General features: G+C 65.8%; 11 protein-coding genes. 10 read left to right on the top strand and 1 reads right to left on the bottom strand.

Annotated elements, in window-relative coordinates; genetic code table 11:
• Positions 1-16: 16 nt before the first annotated feature.
• The 10 genes from ACCQ01_RS17795 (at position 17) to fhuE (ending at position 15981) form a co-directional block, all read left to right on the top strand.
• The gene (locus tag ACCQ01_RS17795) at positions 17-1888 is read left to right on the top strand and encodes a type IV pilus secretin PilQ (RefSeq protein WP_228431136.1); all 1872 of its coding nucleotides are present in this window, start codon (positions 17-19) and stop codon (positions 1886-1888) included.
• 152 nt (positions 1889-2040) lie between these two features.
• A complete protein-coding gene (locus ACCQ01_RS17790; protein WP_011038330.1) occupies positions 2041-3060 on the top strand; it encodes an AAA family ATPase in 1020 nt (339 codons plus the stop codon).
• A gap of 20 nt (positions 3061-3080) precedes the next feature.
• Complete coding sequence (locus ACCQ01_RS17785; protein WP_019237289.1) at positions 3081-4052, top strand: DUF58 domain-containing protein; 972 nt, start codon at positions 3081-3083, stop codon at positions 4050-4052.
• On the top strand, positions 4049-4504 hold the full coding sequence (locus tag ACCQ01_RS17780) for a DUF4381 domain-containing protein (RefSeq protein ID WP_040940739.1): 456 nt from the start codon (positions 4049-4051) through the stop codon (positions 4502-4504). The genes ACCQ01_RS17785 and ACCQ01_RS17780 overlap by 4 nt, the downstream gene beginning before the upstream one ends.
• Entirely contained in the window at positions 4501-5508 is a 1008-nt protein-coding gene (locus tag ACCQ01_RS17775; protein ID WP_011038327.1) for a vWA domain-containing protein, read from the top strand. Before ACCQ01_RS17780 ends, ACCQ01_RS17775 begins: the two co-directional genes overlap by 4 nt.
• The gene (locus tag ACCQ01_RS17770; protein ID WP_228431134.1) at positions 5499-7313 is read left to right on the top strand and encodes a VWA domain-containing protein; all 1815 of its coding nucleotides are present in this window, start codon (positions 5499-5501) and stop codon (positions 7311-7313) included. The genes ACCQ01_RS17775 and ACCQ01_RS17770 overlap by 10 nt, the downstream gene beginning before the upstream one ends.
• Positions 7310-9049 carry a BatD family protein gene (locus tag ACCQ01_RS17765; protein ID WP_228431133.1) on the top strand — a complete coding sequence of 580 codons (1740 nt, stop codon included), beginning with the start codon at positions 7310-7312 and terminating at the stop codon, positions 9047-9049. Before ACCQ01_RS17770 ends, ACCQ01_RS17765 begins: the two co-directional genes overlap by 4 nt.
• A 566-nt stretch (positions 9050-9615) precedes the next feature.
• A complete protein-coding gene (locus tag ACCQ01_RS17760; protein ID WP_170873886.1) occupies positions 9616-10896 on the top strand; it encodes a dicarboxylate/amino acid:cation symporter in 1281 nt (426 codons plus the stop codon).
• A 238-nt stretch (positions 10897-11134) separates the two neighbouring features.
• Positions 11135-13135, top strand: a complete 2001-nt coding sequence (tkt, locus tag ACCQ01_RS17755; RefSeq protein WP_014508806.1) for a transketolase — start codon at positions 11135-11137, stop codon at positions 13133-13135.
• Positions 13136-13788: 653 nt separating this feature from the next.
• Positions 13789-15981, top strand: coding sequence for a ferric-rhodotorulic acid/ferric-coprogen receptor FhuE (fhuE, locus tag ACCQ01_RS17750; protein WP_228431131.1), 2193 nt, complete (start codon positions 13789-13791; stop codon positions 15979-15981).
• 292 nt (positions 15982-16273) lie between these two features.
• Here the strand turns inward: fhuE and ACCQ01_RS17745 are convergent, their stop codons facing one another.
• A complete protein-coding gene (locus tag ACCQ01_RS17745; RefSeq protein ID WP_228431129.1) occupies positions 16274-17185 on the bottom strand; it encodes a LysR family transcriptional regulator in 912 nt (303 codons plus the stop codon).
• Positions 17186-17256: the final 71 nt, after the last annotated feature.

Below are 17256 nucleotides of genomic sequence, written 5' to 3'. Positions count from 1 at the left end.
GATAGGGGATAGCACGATGACTTTTTCCAACGCCCAGCGCCTGCGTCCGGTCCGGCGCCAGGCAATGCTCCGGGCCTGCGTGCTGGGGTTCGCGCTGACGCTGGCGAGCGGCAGTTCGTTTGCCGCCGCCGCGCTGGCCCAGCCTGCGCAGGATCCGGCCAAGACCGCTCCGGCCAGCCTGGCGGTGTCCAAGATCGACTTCAAGCGCGGCGATGACGGCGCAGGCCGCCTGATCCTGCAGTTCGACGGCCAGGGCGCCAGCCCCGACCTGCGCACGCAGGGCGACAACGTGCTGGTCGACATCAGCAACGCCCGCCTGCCTGCCGAACTGCAGCGCCCGCTCAACGTCACTGACTTCGCCACCCCGGTGCAGCGCGTCGAGGTCAAACCATCCGGTGGCGGCTCGCAGCTGGTGCTGTCGACCAAGGGTGCATTCGACTCGCTGGCCTACCAGACCGGCAACGAATACGTGGTGGAAATCACTCCCCGCAAGGGCCAGCCGGCCGTTGGCGGCGTGAGCGCCAGCGCGGTGACGCAGGCTGCCGCGCAGATCGCCGCGCGCGGCTACAGCGGCCGCCCGGTGACGTTCAACTTCCAGGACGTGCCGGTGCGCACCGTGCTGCAGCTGATCGCCGAGGAATCCAACCTCAACATCGTGGCTTCCGATACGGTGCAGGGCAACGTCACGCTGCGCCTGATGAACGTGCCGTGGGACCAGGCGCTGGACATCGTGCTGCGCGCCAAAGGCCTGGACAAGCGCCGCGATGGCGGCGTGGTCTGGGTTGCTCCGCAGCCGGAGCTGGCCAAGTTCGAACAGGACAAGGAAGACGCCCGTATCGCGATTGAGAACCGCGAAGAACTGATCACCGATTATGTGCAGATCAATTACCACAACGCGGCGTTGATCTTTAAGGCGCTGACCGAGGCCAAGGGCATTGGCGGCGGCGGTGGGCAGGGTGGTGGTGGACAAAGCCAGCAAGACAATGGCTTTTTGTCGCCGCGCGGTCGTCTGGTTGCCGACGAACGTACCAACACCTTGATGATCAGCGATGTACCGAAGAAGGTCGCGCAGATGCGCGAGCTGATTTCGCATATCGATCGTCCGGTGGATCAGGTGCTGATCGAAGGCCGTATCGTGATCGCTACCGACACGTTTGCACGCGATCTTGGCGCAAAGTTTGGCCTGGGTGGCACACATACCTATGGTGGCAATGTCGCTACGATCGGCAGCACTGCTGCCGGCGGTGGCTCAGCTGCAGACAGAGGGTTGAACGTTAATCTTCCCGCTGGTGCGTTCACCAACGGAGCGGCGCCGAGTCTCGCCTATACGCTGCTGGGTTCAAACTTCAACTTGGATCTGGAGCTGTCAGCACTTCAACAAGAGGGGCGTGGCGAGGTGATTTCCAATCCGCGCATTGTTACATCCAATCAGCGCGAAGGCGTTATCAAGCAGGGCCGCGAGATCGGTTATGTCACGGTGACAGGTGGTACGGCGGGTCAAGTCGCGACGCCCAACGTCCAGTTCAAGGAAGTCTTGCTGGAACTGAAGGTGACGCCCACCATCACCAACGACAACCGGGTTTTCTTGAACATGAATGTCAAGAAGGACGAGATCGATCAGCTGATCGAATTGCCAAATTACGGCACGGTCCCCTCCATCAATCGGCGCGAAATCAATACCGCTGTGTTGGTGGACGATGGTCAGACTGTAGTGATTGGCGGTGTCTACGAATTCACTGATCGCGCCAGCGTGAGTAAGGTACCGTTCCTTGGCGACGTCCCGTTCTTGGGAAATCTCTTCAAGAGCCGCGGTCGCAGCAAGGATAAGGCCGAGCTGCTGATCTTCATTACGCCGAAGGTCCTGCGCGTCGCATCAGCTGTTCGCTGATCCGTACCGCACTGAAGAAGCCGGGCATGCCGTATGCATGCCCGGCTTTCTTGTGTCCGGAAGACGAGCATCAGGCATGACCCCGGTCACTCACTGAACATCTTCCGCCCGCACAGTGAACCAATCGCGTTCGAATCGGTCACACTGGGTCTATGAACGCACCGCCGCTCCTTCCGCCAGAAGCCGCCGCCGCGCCCGCCGAGGACCGGCTGCATGGTCAATTCACCGCGCTGCGCGAGTCGCTGGCGCAACGCATCGTGGGGCAGTCCGCGTTGGTCGAGCGGCTGCTGATCGCCTTGCTGGCCGACGGCCACCTGCTGGTGGAGGGCGCGCCCGGTCTGGCCAAGACCACCGCCATCCGCGCACTGGCCTCACGGCTGGAAACCGATTTTGCGCGCGTCCAGTTCACGCCGGACCTGCTGCCGGCCGATCTGACCGGCACCGAGATCTGGCGGCCGCAGGAAGGGCGCTTCGAGTTCATGCCCGGGCCGATCTTCCATCCGATTTTGCTCGCCGATGAAATCAACCGTGCGCCGGCCAAGGTGCAGTCGGCGCTGCTGGAGGCGATGGGCGAGCGGCAGGTCACGGTGGGCCGGCATACCTATGCCTTGCCGCAGCTGTTCCTGGTGATGGCGACGCAGAATCCGATCGAGCAGGAGGGTACGTTCCCGCTGCCCGAGGCGCAGTTGGACCGCTTTCTGATGCATGTGCGGATCGGGTATCCGCAGGCCGATGCGGAGGCCGAGATCCTGCGGCTGGCGCGTGAAACCGCGCGCGATACCCTGGAAAAGCATGCGACGGTGCCGGACAAGATTCCGCTGGAGGATGTGTTCGCCGCACGCCGCGTGGTACTGGATGTGCATCTTGCGCCGCAGCTTGAGCGCTACCTGATCGAGATCGTGCTGGCGTCGCGCGATGCGCAGCGTTACGACCCTGCGCTGGCGCGGCGTATCGCCTGGGGCGCAAGCCCGCGTGGCTCGATCGCGCTGGAACGCTGCGCGCGCGCACGTGCGTGGTTGGCCGGCCGCGATTACGTGACCCCGGACGATATCCGCGCCATCGCGCCGGACGTGCTGCGCCATCGCGTGCTGCCCAGCTACGAGGCGACCGCCGAAGGCTGGGATGGCGAACGTCTGGTCGCCGCGCTGTTGGAAAAGATTCCGCTGCCCTGATCGGGTAGCGTCGCTGCGGTATGCCGCCCTTTCGCCCGAAGCCGATCGCCTCGATGCCGTCCTCGCCGTCTGCTGCTGCCCCGTTGTCCGTCGCTGGCGATGGCGTGCGTCCGCAGCTGGCCGAGTTGATTGCGTTGCGCGGTGCCGCTCGCCAGCGGCATCAACCGGGCCGTGGCCGGCATGGGTTGGTGGGTCCGGTGCCGGCGGCAACACGCGGGCGTGGCATGGAATACGCCGAGTCGCGCGAGTACGTGGCCGGCGATGATGCGCGGCATATCGACTGGCGCGTCACCGCACGCACCGGGCGCGCGCACACCAAGTTGTTTCAGGCCGAACGCGAGCGGTTGAGCCTGATCGTGGCCGACACCGCGCCCGCGCTCTTCTTCGGCACCCGTGTGCGCTACAAGTCGGTGCAGGCAGCACGCGCCGGTGCCGTGGCGGCCTGGCTGGCGCAGCGGCAGGGCGACCGGATTGCCGCGTTGCGTGGCACCGCGAGCGAAGCGCCGATTGCGCCACGCGCCGGGCAGCGCGGGGTGTTGCCGGTGCTGGATGCCTTGGCGCGCTGGTATGCACAGCCGCCGGCCGATGATGCCGGGTTGCAGGTCGGGCTCGACCATGCGACACGCCTGTTACGCCCGGGCGCGCGCCTCACCGTGCTCGCCGATGCACGAAGTGCCGCCGCGGTGCCCGAGTCGCGCTGGTCGGGGCTCGCCCTGCATCACGAGGTGGTGGTGATCGTGCTGGTGGATCCACTGGAGCTGGCACCGCCCGCGCGTGCGCTCACCTTCGACGCGGGCGGGCAACGGATCACCGTGGACCTCACCACGCAGGCAGGGCGCGCGCAGTGGAATGCCGAATTCGTCGCGCCGCTGGAACGGTTGTCGACGCTGCTGCAGGCCCGTGGTGTGCGCCTGCACCGTCTGTCCACGGCCGATGCCAGTGATGCCTGGCTGGGCGGCGGCGTCTCTTCAGTGCGGGAGTCATCGCGATGACGCCCGACACCCTTCCGCTGCGCGATGTGCACCTGCCGCCGTCACCGTCGTGGTGGCCGCTGGCCTTGGGCTGGTGGCTGGTGATCGCGGCAATCGTTCTGGTGCTGAGCACGTTGGCTTTGTGGTGGTGGCGTCGCCGCCGGCGCGCCCAACGCTGGGCGGCGACCTTCGACGCTGCGCTGCAGGCGGCCAGCACGCCAGCGCAGCGGCTGGCGGCGCTGTCGGCGTTGCTGCGGCGTGCCGCGCGCACGGTTGACCCACAGGCCGATCGGCTGCAGGGCGATGCTTGGCTGCAATTGCTGGATGGCCGCAAGGGCCATGCGTTTTCGCAGGGCCCCGGCCGTGTGTTGCTGGACGGTGGGTTTCAACGTGACCCGGCAGTGAGCGATCTTGCGGCGGTGGAGCAGCTGGCACGCCAACGCTTCCTTCGCCTGATGCAGGGGCGGCGATGAACTGGCTGCAGTGGTCGCAATGGCAGGATGCGCTGGCGCACTGCGCGTGGCCGTGGGCCTGGTGGTTGATGCCGCTGCCGTTGCTGATGTGGTTCTGGCCGCAGCGCCGCACGCAGGCATCCGCATTGCGCGTGCCGTATGCCCAGCAGCTGCGTGCGATGGTAAGTGCGCCACGCATTCCATCGCTGCGTGCGCCGCGCTGGCTGGCGTGGCTGGGATGGTTTTTGCTGTGTGCCGCGCTGGCGCGTCCGCAACAACTGGGCGAAGTGATCCAGCCGCCGCGGGAGGCACGCCAGATGATGCTGGCGGTGGACCTGTCCGGCAGCATGAGCGAACCGGACATGGTGCTGGGCGGCAATGTGGTGGACCGCCTGACCGCGGCCAAGGCGGTGCTCTCGGACTTTCTGGATCGGCGCGAAGGCGACCGGGTGGGCTTGTTGGTATTCGGGCAGCGTGCCTATGCGTTGACGCCGCTGACCGCCGACCTCACCAGCGTGCGCGATCAGCTGGCTGACAGCGTGGTGGGCCTGGCCGGGCGCGAAACCGCAATCGGTGATGCCATTGCCTTGTCGGTCAAGCGTCTGCGCGAGCAGCGCCAGGGCCAGCGTGTCGTGGTGCTGCTCACTGACGGCGTCAACACCGCTGGTGTCCTCAACCCGCTGAAGGCGGCCGAGCTTGCCAAGGCCGAGGGCGTGCGCGTGCACACCATCGCCTTCGGTGGCAGCGGGAGCTATTCGTTGTTCGGTGTGCCGATTCCGGCCGGTGGTGGCGACGATATCGATGAAGACGGCCTGCGCAAGATTGCCGAGCAGACCGGTGGGCGCTTCTTCCGTGCCCGCGATACCGAGGAACTGGCCGGCATCTACGCCGAGTTGGATCGCCTGGAACCGGTGAAGGCCGCCGGGCCATCGGTGCAGCCGAAGGTCGAGCGTTATTACTGGCCGTTGGGAGCGGCACTGCTGATCGGATTGCTGGCCTACGCATTGCCGCGGAGATGGCGATGAACACGCTGAGTACTGCGTTGCACACGCTGCATCTGCTGCGTCCGCAACTGCTGTGGGCGCTGGTGTTGATCGTGCCAGCGGCAGTGCTGTGGTTCCTGCGCCAGCGCGACGCGGACGTGTGGCGGCAAAGTGTCGATGCGCATCTGTTGCCGCAGTTGCTGGTGACTGGCGGCCGTCGTGGGTGGTCTGGTTTTGTACTCGCGGTTGTGGCCTACAGCGTGGCGGTCGTTGCGATGAGTGGGCCCAGTTGGCGGCAAACCGAGCGGCCGGTGTATCAATCCAACCGGCCGTTGGTGGTGGCGTTGGATCTGTCCTCCAGCATCAACGCCAACGATTTGCCGCCCTCGCGGTTGCTGCAGGCACGCGCCAAGCTGGCCACGCTGTTGCGCGAGCGTGCCGGTGGCGATGTGGCGTTGCTGGCATACGCGGGCGAGAGTTTCACCGTGGCGCCGCTGACCGAGGACGCGGCCAACGTGGCCCTGTTTCTGGATGCGTTGTCGCCGTCGGTGATGCCGGTGGATGGCAAGCGTGCGGACCGCGCTATCGAGGCGGCGGTGCAGCTGCTGTCGCAAGCTGGCTTCAAGCAGGGCGACATCCTGGTGATGAGCGACAGTGCCGATGAGTCGGCCGAAAGCGCGGCGCGGGTCGCGCGCTCGCGCGGCTTTAATGTCTCCACCTTGGGTGTGGGCAGCGCGCGTGGCGCGGCCTACCGCGCCGCGTCGGGTGAGATCGCGCAGGCGCGGCTGGACGAAGCGAGCTTGCGCGATCTCGCCAGCCAGGGCGGTGGCCGTTATGCACCGCTTGCCGCTGACGATGCCGACCTGCGTGCGCTGGGCGTGCTGGACCCGGCACAACAACCCGCGGCCGATGCCGCCGCGGCCGCGAACGGCAGCAAGACCTGGCTCGATGAGGGCTACTGGTTGCTGTTCCCGGTGATGGCGCTGGCGTTGTTGGCGTTCCGCCGGCGCGCAGCGGTGATGGTGCTGGCGTTGTTGTGTGTCGGGCCCTTTGTCGAACCGGCGCAGGCGGCGGAAGGGACGTTGTGGCAACGCGCCGACCAGGTGCAGCAGCAACGCCTGGACGCCGGCGTGCAGGCCTACCGCAAGGGCGATTTCGCCGCCGCGCAGAAGGCCTTCGAGGCCGTGCCCACCGACCAGGGCTGGTACAACCTTGGCAATGCGCTGGCCCGTCAGGGGCGCTACGACGATGCGATTGCCGCCTACGACCGTGCGCTGCGGCAACAGCCCCAGCTGCAGGACGCCATCGCCAACCGCGCCGCGGTGGACGCGGCGCGCAAGCGTCAGCAGCAGAACAAGGACGGCAAGGGCAAGCCGCAGCAAAACCAGAACAAGGGCGACAAACAGCAGGATCAGAACAAGGACGGGCAGGGCAAGCCGGAACAAACTGCCGGCAAGGACGGGCAGGATGGCAAGGGCGGCCAGGACGGAAAGCCGTCTTCGCAGCCGCCCAAGGACGGCCAGACGCCGGGCCAGCCGTCGCCAGCGGGGCAGGGCGAGCAAAAACAGCCCGACAGCCCGCCGCAGACGCCGGATGCCCAGGCCCAGCAGCAGGCCGATGCAGCGCAACGCCGCAAGATGGAACAGGCCATCGCGCAGGCTGGTGCCAAGGGCGCGCCCACCAAGGAGCAGCAGGCCGCCGCCGCAGCCGCAGCAGAAACGCCGGAGCAGCGCGAGCAACGGCAGGCGGTGGATGCATGGATCCGGCGCGTGCCGGATGATCCGGGCAGCCTGTTGCGCGCCAAATTCAGGCTGGAACACGAACGCAGGCAACGGGACGGACAATGATGGGTAACGGGCACTGGCGCCGGGTGGCGATATGGCTGCTGAGCAGCAGCGTGGCGATCCTGGCGTTGCCCGCCGGCGCGGTGACGCGCGCCTGGCTGGACCGTGACAGCATCGATGCGGGCGATGCGGTGACCTTGAACATCGAAACCGACCAGCGCGGCGCCGAGCCCGATTACGGCCCGTTGCGTGGTGGGTTCGGGCTGGGGGCCAAGAACGCCAACCAGCAGATGCAGGTGACCAATGGTTCGGTGACCATCCGGGCGTTGTTCGGGGTGGTGATCACGCCACGCCAGACTGGCGAGATCATCGTGCCGGCGATCCGGGTGGGCAACGAGCGCACCGAGCCGCTTCGGCTGCAGGTGGTGGCTACGGCTGTCGATGCCGGCGCTCCTGGGGCCGCTGGCGCAAGCGCGGCGCGCGGCAACGAAGAAGCGTTCGTCGAAACCCAGGTGGACGACCCACAGCCCTACGTGCAGCAGAGCGTGGGCGTGGTGGTGCGGCTGTACTACGCCACCCAGCTGGCCTCTGGCGAACTGGATCTGCAAGCCCCGGACGGCGCGTCGCTGCAGCGCGTTGGCGATGATGTGAGTTCGGCCAGGGCGGTCAACGGGCGGCAGTACAACGTGGTGGAGCGGCGCTACCTGCTGGTTCCCGAGCGCAGCGGCCGCCTGGTGGTGCCGCCGGCCCGCTTCAACGGGCGCGCGGTGGGTGGGTTCTTCGACGATTATTTCGGGCGCGGCAATGGCGAATTGAACGCGCGCAGCGCCAGCATTCCGCTGCAGGTGCGCGCGCAGCCGGCCAATGCGCCGCAGCCGTGGTTGCCGTTGCGCAGCCTGACGCTGCGCTACACCTCCACGCCGCAGCGGGCCACCGCCGGCGAGGCAGCGCAGATCGTGGTGGAAGCCAGCGCACGCGGCGCCACCCAGGCACAGTTCCCGGAGCTGCCGACGCCCAGCGTGCCGGACGCGCAAGTGTTTGCCGAACCGGCGCAGTACGAGGAGCGGTTTGTCGATGGCTCGCCACAGCTGCGGCTGACGCGGCGTTATTCGATCGTGCCCAATCGTGCAGGCCCACTGTTGATTCCTGGCCTGCAGGTGGCGTGGTGGGATGTGGGCGCGGCAGCGGCGAAGACGGCATCGCTGCCGGACCTCACGCTGGATGTGGCGGCGGGCAGCGGTGCATTCGCAGCGCCCGCAGCGGCGCCTTCGCCTGCCAGCCAGCCAGCTGGCGAGGCCGTGGTACCTGCGCCGGCGGCCAGTACGCTGCGCTTGCAGGGCGCCCCTGCAGCCTCGCGCCCGTGGGGCTGGATCGCGGCGGCGTTGGGTTTCGCGGTGCTGTGGATTGCCACCCTGGTCTGGGCGCTGTGTCGTCGTCGCGTTGGAGCGCGCACGGTGGCCGCCGGTGCTGGTGCTGCTGCGCCGGCGCCCGGCAGGCGCGCCACCCATAGCGTGGCCGACCTGCGCCGTGCGCTCGATACCGGTGGCATGGACGATGTGGCCACGGTGCTGTGCGGCATGGCCGGCGTTGCCGACATCGACAGTGTGCTGGCAGCTTTGAGCGACCCGGCTCAGCGCGCGGCGGTGGCACAGATGCAACGCGCCCGTTGGGGTGGCGATGGCGATGTGACTGCAGCCCGCGCTGCCTTGCGCGAGGCGTTCGCCAATGGCCCGCGCTGGCATCACGCCACGGCAGCAGAGCCGGAGGTGCTGGCACCGCTGTATCCGCCTGCGCGTTGATTGCTTGCGCTGCCGCGACAGCGACACGACAGACGAGCCACGGCAAGGTTAAGTCGGGTGCGCAGGACCCGGCCGCTGCCAGCGCTGCCGCGTGGTCTTGCGTGATGACTGATTGAGTTTCGGCTGCGTACGGCAATAGGTGTGCGGGATGAAGAGCGCGCAGAGCGTTATGGCTGCGGGGCTGCTGCAGGGCCCTTGCCCGCCCACCGTCGCGGGACACGCCGCAAGTACGTCCCTGTAGCTCTTTGGCGGCATCCATGCCGCCAAAGGTCCCGCGACGGTGGGCGGGCAAGGGCCTGGCACGCTGGTCGGTGCGTCGTTTCAACACTAAAGACAGGTCGGGTAGGGCACACCGGCGCTGCTGCGGTGCCGCTTGCGCCTTGGCGGCTGCGCTTTGGCGTTGTGCAAGATGAGCGCTGTTTGCTGCCCGCTCCAGCGTCTGCAGCACATGGTGTCGAGAGGCGGGCCTACCCTAAGGATGCGCGCATGGGGCGCCTTGGGTAGGTGGCCGCGCCGGTGGTGTTTGTTAAGCTCCGGCCTTTGTGTCCAGACCAAGGCCTGTCCCGATGACCGCATCCCCAGCCGCGCGCCGCCCAGGCCTGCCCCTGCATTGGAAGATGGGCATTGGCTTCGCCATCGGCCTGGTGCTGGGTCTGGCCGTGTACTACCTGGCCGGGAGCGATGCCGAGTGGGTGCGGCTGGTGACCAAGTACGTCACCACGCCGTTCTCGCAGATCTTCCTCAATCTGATCTTCATGCTGATCGTACCGCTGCTGTTTTCGGCGCTGGTGGTCGGCATTGCGGAAATGGGCGATATCCGCGCGTTGGGCCGGGTGGGCTGGCGCACGCTGGGCTACACGGTGGTGTTGTCGGGCATTGCGGTGTTGCTGGGCTTGGTTTTGGTCAATGTGCTCAAGCCCGGCGCAGGCGTGGACCCGCAACTGGCCAACCAGTTGATCCAGGAAAATGCCGACCGCACCCGCGAAATCATCTCCAGCTCCGGCAATCAGCCGCAGGGCATGGACATGCTGCTTTCCATCGTGCCGAACAACGTGATTGCGGCGGCCTCGAGCAATGGCGCGATCCTGTCGTTGATGTTCTTCGCGGTGATGTTCGGCGTGGGCATGGTGCTCACCGCCGACGAAAAAGTGGCCACGCTCAAGCGCGGCATCGAAGGCATCTTCGAGATCTCGATGACCCTGATCGGGCTGGTGATCCGCCTGGCGCCGTACGCGGTGGCCTGTTTCATGTTCAATCTGGCCGCGTTGTTCGGCTTCGATCTGCTGATTCGCCTGGGCGCCTACGTCGGTGTGGTGGTGCTGGCGCTGGGCCTGCACATGGTGGTCAGCTACGGGCTGGCGGTGAAGTTCGCCGGGCGTTCGCCGATCGGCTTCTTCCGGCAGACGCAGGAGGCCACGCTGATGGCGTTCTCCACCGCCTCCAGCAATGCGACCCTGCCAACCGCCTTGCGCGTGGCCGACGAGATGGGGCTGCCGCCGCGGGTCTCGCGCTTCGTGCTCACCGTGGGCGCCACCGCCAACCAGAACGGCACCGCGCTGTTCGAAGGCGTGACGGTGATCTTCCTGGCGCAGTTCTTCAATGTGGACCTGAGCATCGGCCAGCAATTCATGGTGATGATCGTCTGCATTCTGGGCGGCATCGGCACCGCCGGCGTACCCTCCGGCTCGCTGCCGGTAGTAGCGCTGATCTGCGCGATGGTCGGGGTCAACCCGGTCGGCATCGGCATGATCCTGGGCGTCAATCACTTCCTGGACATGTGTCGTACCGCGCTGAATGTCACCGGCGATCTGGCGTTGACGACGCTGGTGGCTAAGGGGGAGAAGTAGGGAATCGGGAATCGGGAATCGTTAGAGCGGGCTGTTGCGATCGGGGCGCGTACTGCGAAGTCCTGCGCATCGCAGCGGTAGCGGTGGTGTGAGTGGCGTTAGCGGCCAACTTGCAACACTGCATCCGATTCCCGATTCCCGTTTCTCCATTCCCGGCTGCTGATTCCCCTAACACGCTCTGTGGGAGAATACCGGTCTCCGCTTCCAGCGGTGTTCCCCTCCGCTTCCATAGACGCCCATGACCCAGCCCACCCGCCGCCAGCTGGCCAACGCCATCCGTTTCCTCGCCGCCGATGCGGTCGAAGCCGCAAAGTCCGGCCACCCCGGCATGCCCATGGGCATGGCCGATATCGCCGAAGTGCTGTGGAACGATTTCTTCAGGCACAACCCGAACAATCCGCAGTGGTTCAACCGCGACCGTTTCGTGCTGTCCAACGGACACGGGTCGATGCTGCAGTACGCGCTGCTGCACCTGTCCGGCTACGACCTGCCGATCGAGCAGCTCAAGCAGTTCCGTCAGTTGCACAGCAAGACCGCCGGCCACCCCGAGCGCAGCGAAACCCCTGGGGTGGAAACCACCACCGGGCCGCTGGGGCAGGGCTTTGCCAATGCAGTCGGGTTCGCGCTGGCCGAGAAGTTGCTGGCACAGCGCTATAACCGGCCTGAGCTGGAAATCGTCGACCACCGCACCTGGGTGTTCATGGGCGACGGTTGCATGATGGAGGGCATCTCGCACGAGGCCGCCTCGCTGGCCGGTACCTGGGGCCTGGGCAAGCTGGTCGCGTTCTGGGACAACAACCAGATCTCCATCGACGGCAACACTGCCGGCTGGTTCAGCGACAACACCCCGGCACGCTTCGAAGCCTATGGCTGGCATGTGATCCGTGATGTGGACGGGCACGACGCCGAGAAGATCAAGGCGGCCATCGAGGCGGCGCTGGAAAACAGCGACAAGCCCACGCTGATCTGCTGCCGCACCAAGATCGGCTTCGGTGCACCCACCAAGTCGGGCAAGGAATCCTCACACGGCGCACCGCTGGGCAAGGAAGAGCTGGAAGGCGCGCGCAAGGCGCTGGAATGGCCGTACGGCCCGTTCGAGATTCCCGAAGAGATCTACGCCGGCTGGCGCGCAGGTGGCACCGGCACGCTGCGTCAGGCCGAGTGGGAGCAGCTGTTCGACAAGTACGCCAAGCAGTACGGCGAACAGGCCGATGAGCTGACCCGCCGTTCGCGTGGCGAGTTGCCGGCCGACTTCATCGCCCAGGCCGATGCCTACATCGCCAAGGCGCAGGAAGATGGCCAGACCATCGCCTCGCGCAAGGCATCGCAGCTGGCAATCGAAGCGTTCGCACCGCTGCTGCCGGAGCTGGTCGGTGGCTCGGCCGACCTGGCGCATTCCAACCTCACCTTGTGGAAGGCCAGCAAGTCGGTCGCCACCGACGACCCGAACGCCAACTACGTGTATTACGGCGTGCGCGAATTCGGCATGACTGCCATTGCCAACGGCCTGGCGCTGCATGGCGGCTTCATCCCGTTCGACGCCACCTTCCTGGTGTTCAGCGACTACGCGCGTAACGGCGTACGCATGAGCGCGTTGAATCCGGCGCATGCGATCCATGTGTACACGCACGACTCGATCGGCCTGGGCGAAGACGGCCCGACCCATCAGCCGGTCGAACACCTGGCCTCGCTGCGCTACATCCCCAACAACGATGTGTGGCGCCCGGGCGATGCGGTGGAGTCGGCGGTGAGCTGGAAGGCCGCGATCACTCGCAAGGACGGCCCGAGCTGCCTGGTGTTCAGTCGCCAGAATCTGCAGCACCAGCCGCGCAGCGCCGAGCAGATCAAACTGATCGAACGCGGCGGTTACGTGTTGGCCGATGCCGAAGGCGGCGCGCCCGACGTGATCTTGATCGGCACCGGCTCGGAAGTGGGCTTGGCGGTGGAAGCGAAGAAGACGCTGGATGCGGCCGGGCTGAAGACACGCGTGGTGTCGATGCCGTCCACCGACGTGTTCGATCGCCAGGATGCCGCGTACCGCGAGCAGGTGCTGCCCAATGCCGTGCGCAAGCGCGTGGCGGTGGAAGCGGGCGTGACCGGCTTCTGGCGCAAGTACGTGGGCCTGGACGGTGCGGTGATCGGGATCGACACGTTCGGCGCGTCGGCACCGGCCGACCAGCTGTATGCGTACTTCAAGATCACCGCCGAGCACGTGGTCGAGGCCGCCAAGGCGCTGTAATGTGTTGTGGTGTTGATTGAAAAAAGCCGGCGAAAGCCGGCTTTTTTCTTGGAAGGTCTGCGCGATGGGTGATGCTGCAGGTAGGCAGCATGCACCGCCACGTGCATTCCAAGACGTGGCGGCGTGGTGAATCGCTGGCAGTGCTCCCTGGTGCGTTGGCGCCCGGCATGCGCTGGGCGAGGGTCCGTTGTTCCGCTGGTGCGCGGCATCCGCGTCGAGTGTTGCGCATGGGCGAACTCGGCCGCAATGACTCTGAGTACTGATCTGCCTGGGCGGACAAGCGCGTTGTAAGCAAGCGCGCGCCATGCGGGCTTTGTTTGCTCGATAGCCGCAGGATCACGTGACGCCGCCATGCGGATCTGCAGAGCAGATCCAGTGGAGATGCCGCGCCATGGGATCGCGGGCTCGACCGACGTGGCGAGTCGCTGGCACCGGCACCGTGTCGGACTGACCCGCTCCAGCAGGGTATGAACCAGCCACAAGTAGCGCTCGCTTCCCTTGCTGGGATGCCAAAACAGGTCTGGCTTGCTATTTAAAATGTGAATCATTCCCATTAAAATGGCACTGCCGGTGGTATGGCACCCGTTCCTCCCTCTTTTGTTGCCGGCGCTGCGATCGCGTGCGGCCCAATCCGTCTGCGTTGGAGTCCCCCGATGAACCGTAGTACCCAGATGCGTCTTCCTTCCGTGGGCGCGCGCCGCCATGTCCTGCCACGCGCGCTGTTCGCGGCGCTGTGCACGATGACGGCCGGCCAAGCCCTGGCCGAAGCGCCCGCTGCTGAGGCCGCCGCCGCCGATGCCGAGGTCACCACGCTTGATGGCGTGAACGTCACCGGCGAGCGCGGCTACACGGTGGAGAAGACCACCGCCGGCACGCGCATGAACCTGTCGCTGCGCGAGATTCCGCAGTCGGTCACGGTCATCACCCGCGACCGCATGGACGACCAGAACCTGCAGAGCATCACCGACGTGCTCAACAACGTCACCGGCATTTCGGTGGCGCAGAGCGACAGCGAGCGCCTGGAGTTCTACGCGCGCGGGTTCTACATCGACAACTATCAGTTCGATGGCATCCCGGCCTACATGGAGCAGGCCTGGAGCTACGGCGACTCGGCGCTGGACGTGGCCCTGTACGACCGCGTTGAAGTGGTGCGCGGCGCCACCGGCCTGCTTACCGGATCGGGCAATCCGTCCGCCTCGATCAACCTGGTGCGCAAGCACGCGCTCAGCCGCGAGTTCACCGGCACCGTGTCGGTGGGTGGCGGCGATTTCAACAAGACCCGCAGCGTGGCCGATGTCACCGTGCCACTCAGCCCCGGCGGCAATGTGCGCGCACGCGTGATCGGCGTCTACCAGGACGGCGAATCGGACATGGACCGCTACAACCTGCGCAAGAAGATCGGCTCGGCGATCATCGATGCCGACCTCACCGATAGCACGCTGCTGAGCGTGGGCTACGAGTACCAGAAGAAGGAATCGGACGACGTCACCTGGGGCGGCTTCCCGCTGTTCTTCAGCGACGGCACGCGCACCAATTACGACCGCTCGTTCAATCCGGCCGCCGACTGGACGTTCTGGGATACGCGTCTGCAGCGCACCTTCGCCAGCCTGCAGCAGGGCTTCGACAACGGCTGGACGCTCAAGGCCAATGTCAGCCATGAGAAGACCGAAGCGGCCAATCATCTGTTCTATCCGTTCTATACGATTTTCGGTTTCGACCGCGCCACCGGCGGCGGTGTCGTGCCGTATTCGGGCAACTACCTCACCGAGCGCAAGGCCGACGGCGCCGACGTGTACGCGGAAGGCCCGTTCCAGCTGTTTGGCCGCGAGCATCACCTGGTGGCCGGTGCCAGCTATAACCGCCGTGAATTCACCAACAACGGCACCTTCGATTTCCCGGCGCCGCTGGATACCTACTTCGGCTGGAATGGCGCGTATCCGGAACCCAACTGGAGTCCGCGCACGGTGCAGAGCACCGGTACGATCAAGCAAAAAGCCGCCTACGTGGCGGGCCGTTTCTCGCTGGCCGACCCGTTGACGTTGCTGGTGGGCGCGCGCTATACCGACTGGCAGATCGACGGCGGCAACTTCGATGCCGTGCAGGGGTTGGTACCGTTCTCCGACACCCAGACCGAAGTCACCCCGTACGCCGGCCTGGTCTACGACATCAACGATGTGTGGTCCACCTACGTCAGCTACACCGAAATCTTCAACCCGCAGACCTTGCGCGATGCCAACGGCGGCTACCTGGATCCGCTGACCGGCAAGGGCTACGAAGCCGGCGTCAAGGCTGCCTGGTTCGACGACAAGCTCAACGCCTCGCTTGCGGTGTTCCGCATCGAACAAGACAACCTGGGCGTGGCCACCGGCGGCTTCGTTCCGGGTAGCAGCGAATCGGCCTATGAGGCCGCCAATGGCGTGGTCAGCGAAGGCTTCGACTTCGAGATCTCCGGTCGTGTGACCGCCGGTTGGAACACCACCTTTGGTGCCTCGCATTACACCGCGCGCGATGACAGCGGCACGTCGATCAATACGCAGCTGCCGCGCACCACCCTCAAGCTGTTCAACAGCTACACCCCGCAAGGTGCGTGGAGCGATCTGACCGTGGGTGGCGGCGTCAACTGGCAGAACCGTTCGTACTACGTGGACCCGGTGTACGGCGCGTTCCAGCAGGGTGCCTATGCCCTGGTCAGCGCGTTTGCGCGGTATCGCCTGTCTCCGCAGTTCTCGGTGCAGCTCAATGTCGACAACCTGCTCGACAAGCGTTACTACGCGCAATTCAATGGCGGCTACGGCGCATGGGGTGCATCGCGCAACGGCATGCTGACCTTCAACTACACGTTCTAATCAAGCACACCCCGGGCGTTTCAAGGTCTGATGGGCTTGGCAATCACACAGGCATCTCGCAGAGATGCCTGTGTTTTTTTTTGTGCAGTGCTGATCTGTAACTATCGTTCTCTTGCGACTGCGACTGCGTTTTCCACGTAGCCAGGAACAAGGATTTTTGCGTTGAGATTCTGCGAGACGCGAACGCTTGCGACACTGTTGCCACTTAAAGTAGTGCCAGATTGGCATGCCGACGCCCGTCTACATGGCGCGAGCGCCAGCGCTGTAGCGCCACACCCGCGCCGACGCTGATTCAAGACAAATGCGGCTCCAGATGCGGCGCCATCACTTGCGCAATCCAGTCCATGAACAGACGCACGCGCTGCGGCAGATGCCGGCGCTGCGCATACAGCAGCGTGACCGGCATCGGCTCCGGTGCCATCTGCGCCAACACCTCCACCAACACGCCACTGTCCAGATGCGGCTGCAGCGGGCTGGCCGGTGCCTGGATGATGCCCAGCCCCGCACGTGCGGCAGCAAGATAGGCATCGCCGTTGTTCACCGTCACCGGGCCGCGCATCGGCAGCCAGTGGTACTGCGCACCGTCGTGGTATTCGAACCCGGGCGAGCGTTGGCCCAGCGTGGAGACGTAGTGCACCAGATCGTGCTGCGCCAGATCCTCAAGGGTGTGCGGCACGCCACGTTGCGCCAGGTACTGCGCGCTGGCCACGTTGATGATGCGCAGCACGCCCAGCGGCCGGCCGACCAGGCTGGTGTCTTCCACCGTGCCAACCCGCACCACGCAATCGAAGCCCTCGCGCACCAGGTCCACGCGGCGATCGGTGCCGCTGATTTCGATCTCCAGCTGCGGATGCTGGGCAAGAAAGGCCGGCAGCGCGGGGATCACGAACTGCCGCGCGATGCCGGCCGACATGTCCACGCGCAGGCGCCCGCGCAACTGGCTGTGGTCGCGCTGGAACATGCCCTGCAGTTCGTCCATGTCGTCGAGCAGATCGCGGCTGCGCTGGTAGAACGCGGTGCCGTCGGCGGTGAGTTGCACGCGGCGGGTGGTGCGATGCAGGAGCTGGGTGCCCAGCGAGGCTTCGAGCCGCTGCACGGCAGTGGAGACGCTGGCCTTCGGCAGGCCCAGCGTTTCGGCGGCACGGGTGAAGCTGCCGAGCTCGGCAACGCGCAGAAATGCGCGGAGCGTGTCCATCGTGTCCATGGATTGGTCGCTGAGAGTGAACGGTGCAATCAGGATGTGGCGATTTATGTTATGCCACAAGGCTAATAACC

The sequence above is a fragment of the Xanthomonas sp. NCPPB 4037 genome (assembly GCF_041475695.2).
Lineage (GTDB): Bacteria > Pseudomonadota > Gammaproteobacteria > Xanthomonadales > Xanthomonadaceae > Xanthomonas > Xanthomonas campestris.
This window is presented reverse-complemented; position numbering and strand designations above follow the sequence as displayed.

What these genes read in the sequence shown, in the direction of transcription:
- ACCQ01_RS17795 (WP_228431136.1), top strand. Translation starts at nt 17, where the DNA reads ATGACTTTTTCCAACGCCCAGCGCCTGCGTCCGGTCCGGCGCCAGGCA.
- ACCQ01_RS17790 (WP_011038330.1), top strand. Translation starts at nt 2,041, where the DNA reads ATGAACGCACCGCCGCTCCTTCCGCCAGAAGCCGCCGCCGCGCCCGCC.
- ACCQ01_RS17785 (WP_019237289.1), top strand. Translation starts at nt 3,081, where the DNA reads ATGCCGCCCTTTCGCCCGAAGCCGATCGCCTCGATGCCGTCCTCGCCG.
- ACCQ01_RS17780 (WP_040940739.1), top strand. Translation starts at nt 4,049, where the DNA reads ATGACGCCCGACACCCTTCCGCTGCGCGATGTGCACCTGCCGCCGTCA.
- ACCQ01_RS17775 (WP_011038327.1), top strand. Translation starts at nt 4,501, where the DNA reads ATGAACTGGCTGCAGTGGTCGCAATGGCAGGATGCGCTGGCGCACTGC.
- ACCQ01_RS17770 (WP_228431134.1), top strand. Translation starts at nt 5,499, where the DNA reads ATGGCGATGAACACGCTGAGTACTGCGTTGCACACGCTGCATCTGCTG.
- ACCQ01_RS17765 (WP_228431133.1), top strand. Translation starts at nt 7,310, where the DNA reads ATGATGGGTAACGGGCACTGGCGCCGGGTGGCGATATGGCTGCTGAGC.
- ACCQ01_RS17760 (WP_170873886.1), top strand. Translation starts at nt 9,616, where the DNA reads ATGACCGCATCCCCAGCCGCGCGCCGCCCAGGCCTGCCCCTGCATTGG.
- tkt (WP_014508806.1), top strand. Translation starts at nt 11,135, where the DNA reads ATGACCCAGCCCACCCGCCGCCAGCTGGCCAACGCCATCCGTTTCCTC.
- fhuE (WP_228431131.1), top strand. Translation starts at nt 13,789, where the DNA reads ATGAACCGTAGTACCCAGATGCGTCTTCCTTCCGTGGGCGCGCGCCGC.
- ACCQ01_RS17745 (WP_228431129.1), bottom strand. Translation starts at nt 17,185, where the DNA reads ATGGACACGATGGACACGCTCCGCGCATTTCTGCGCGTTGCCGAGCTC.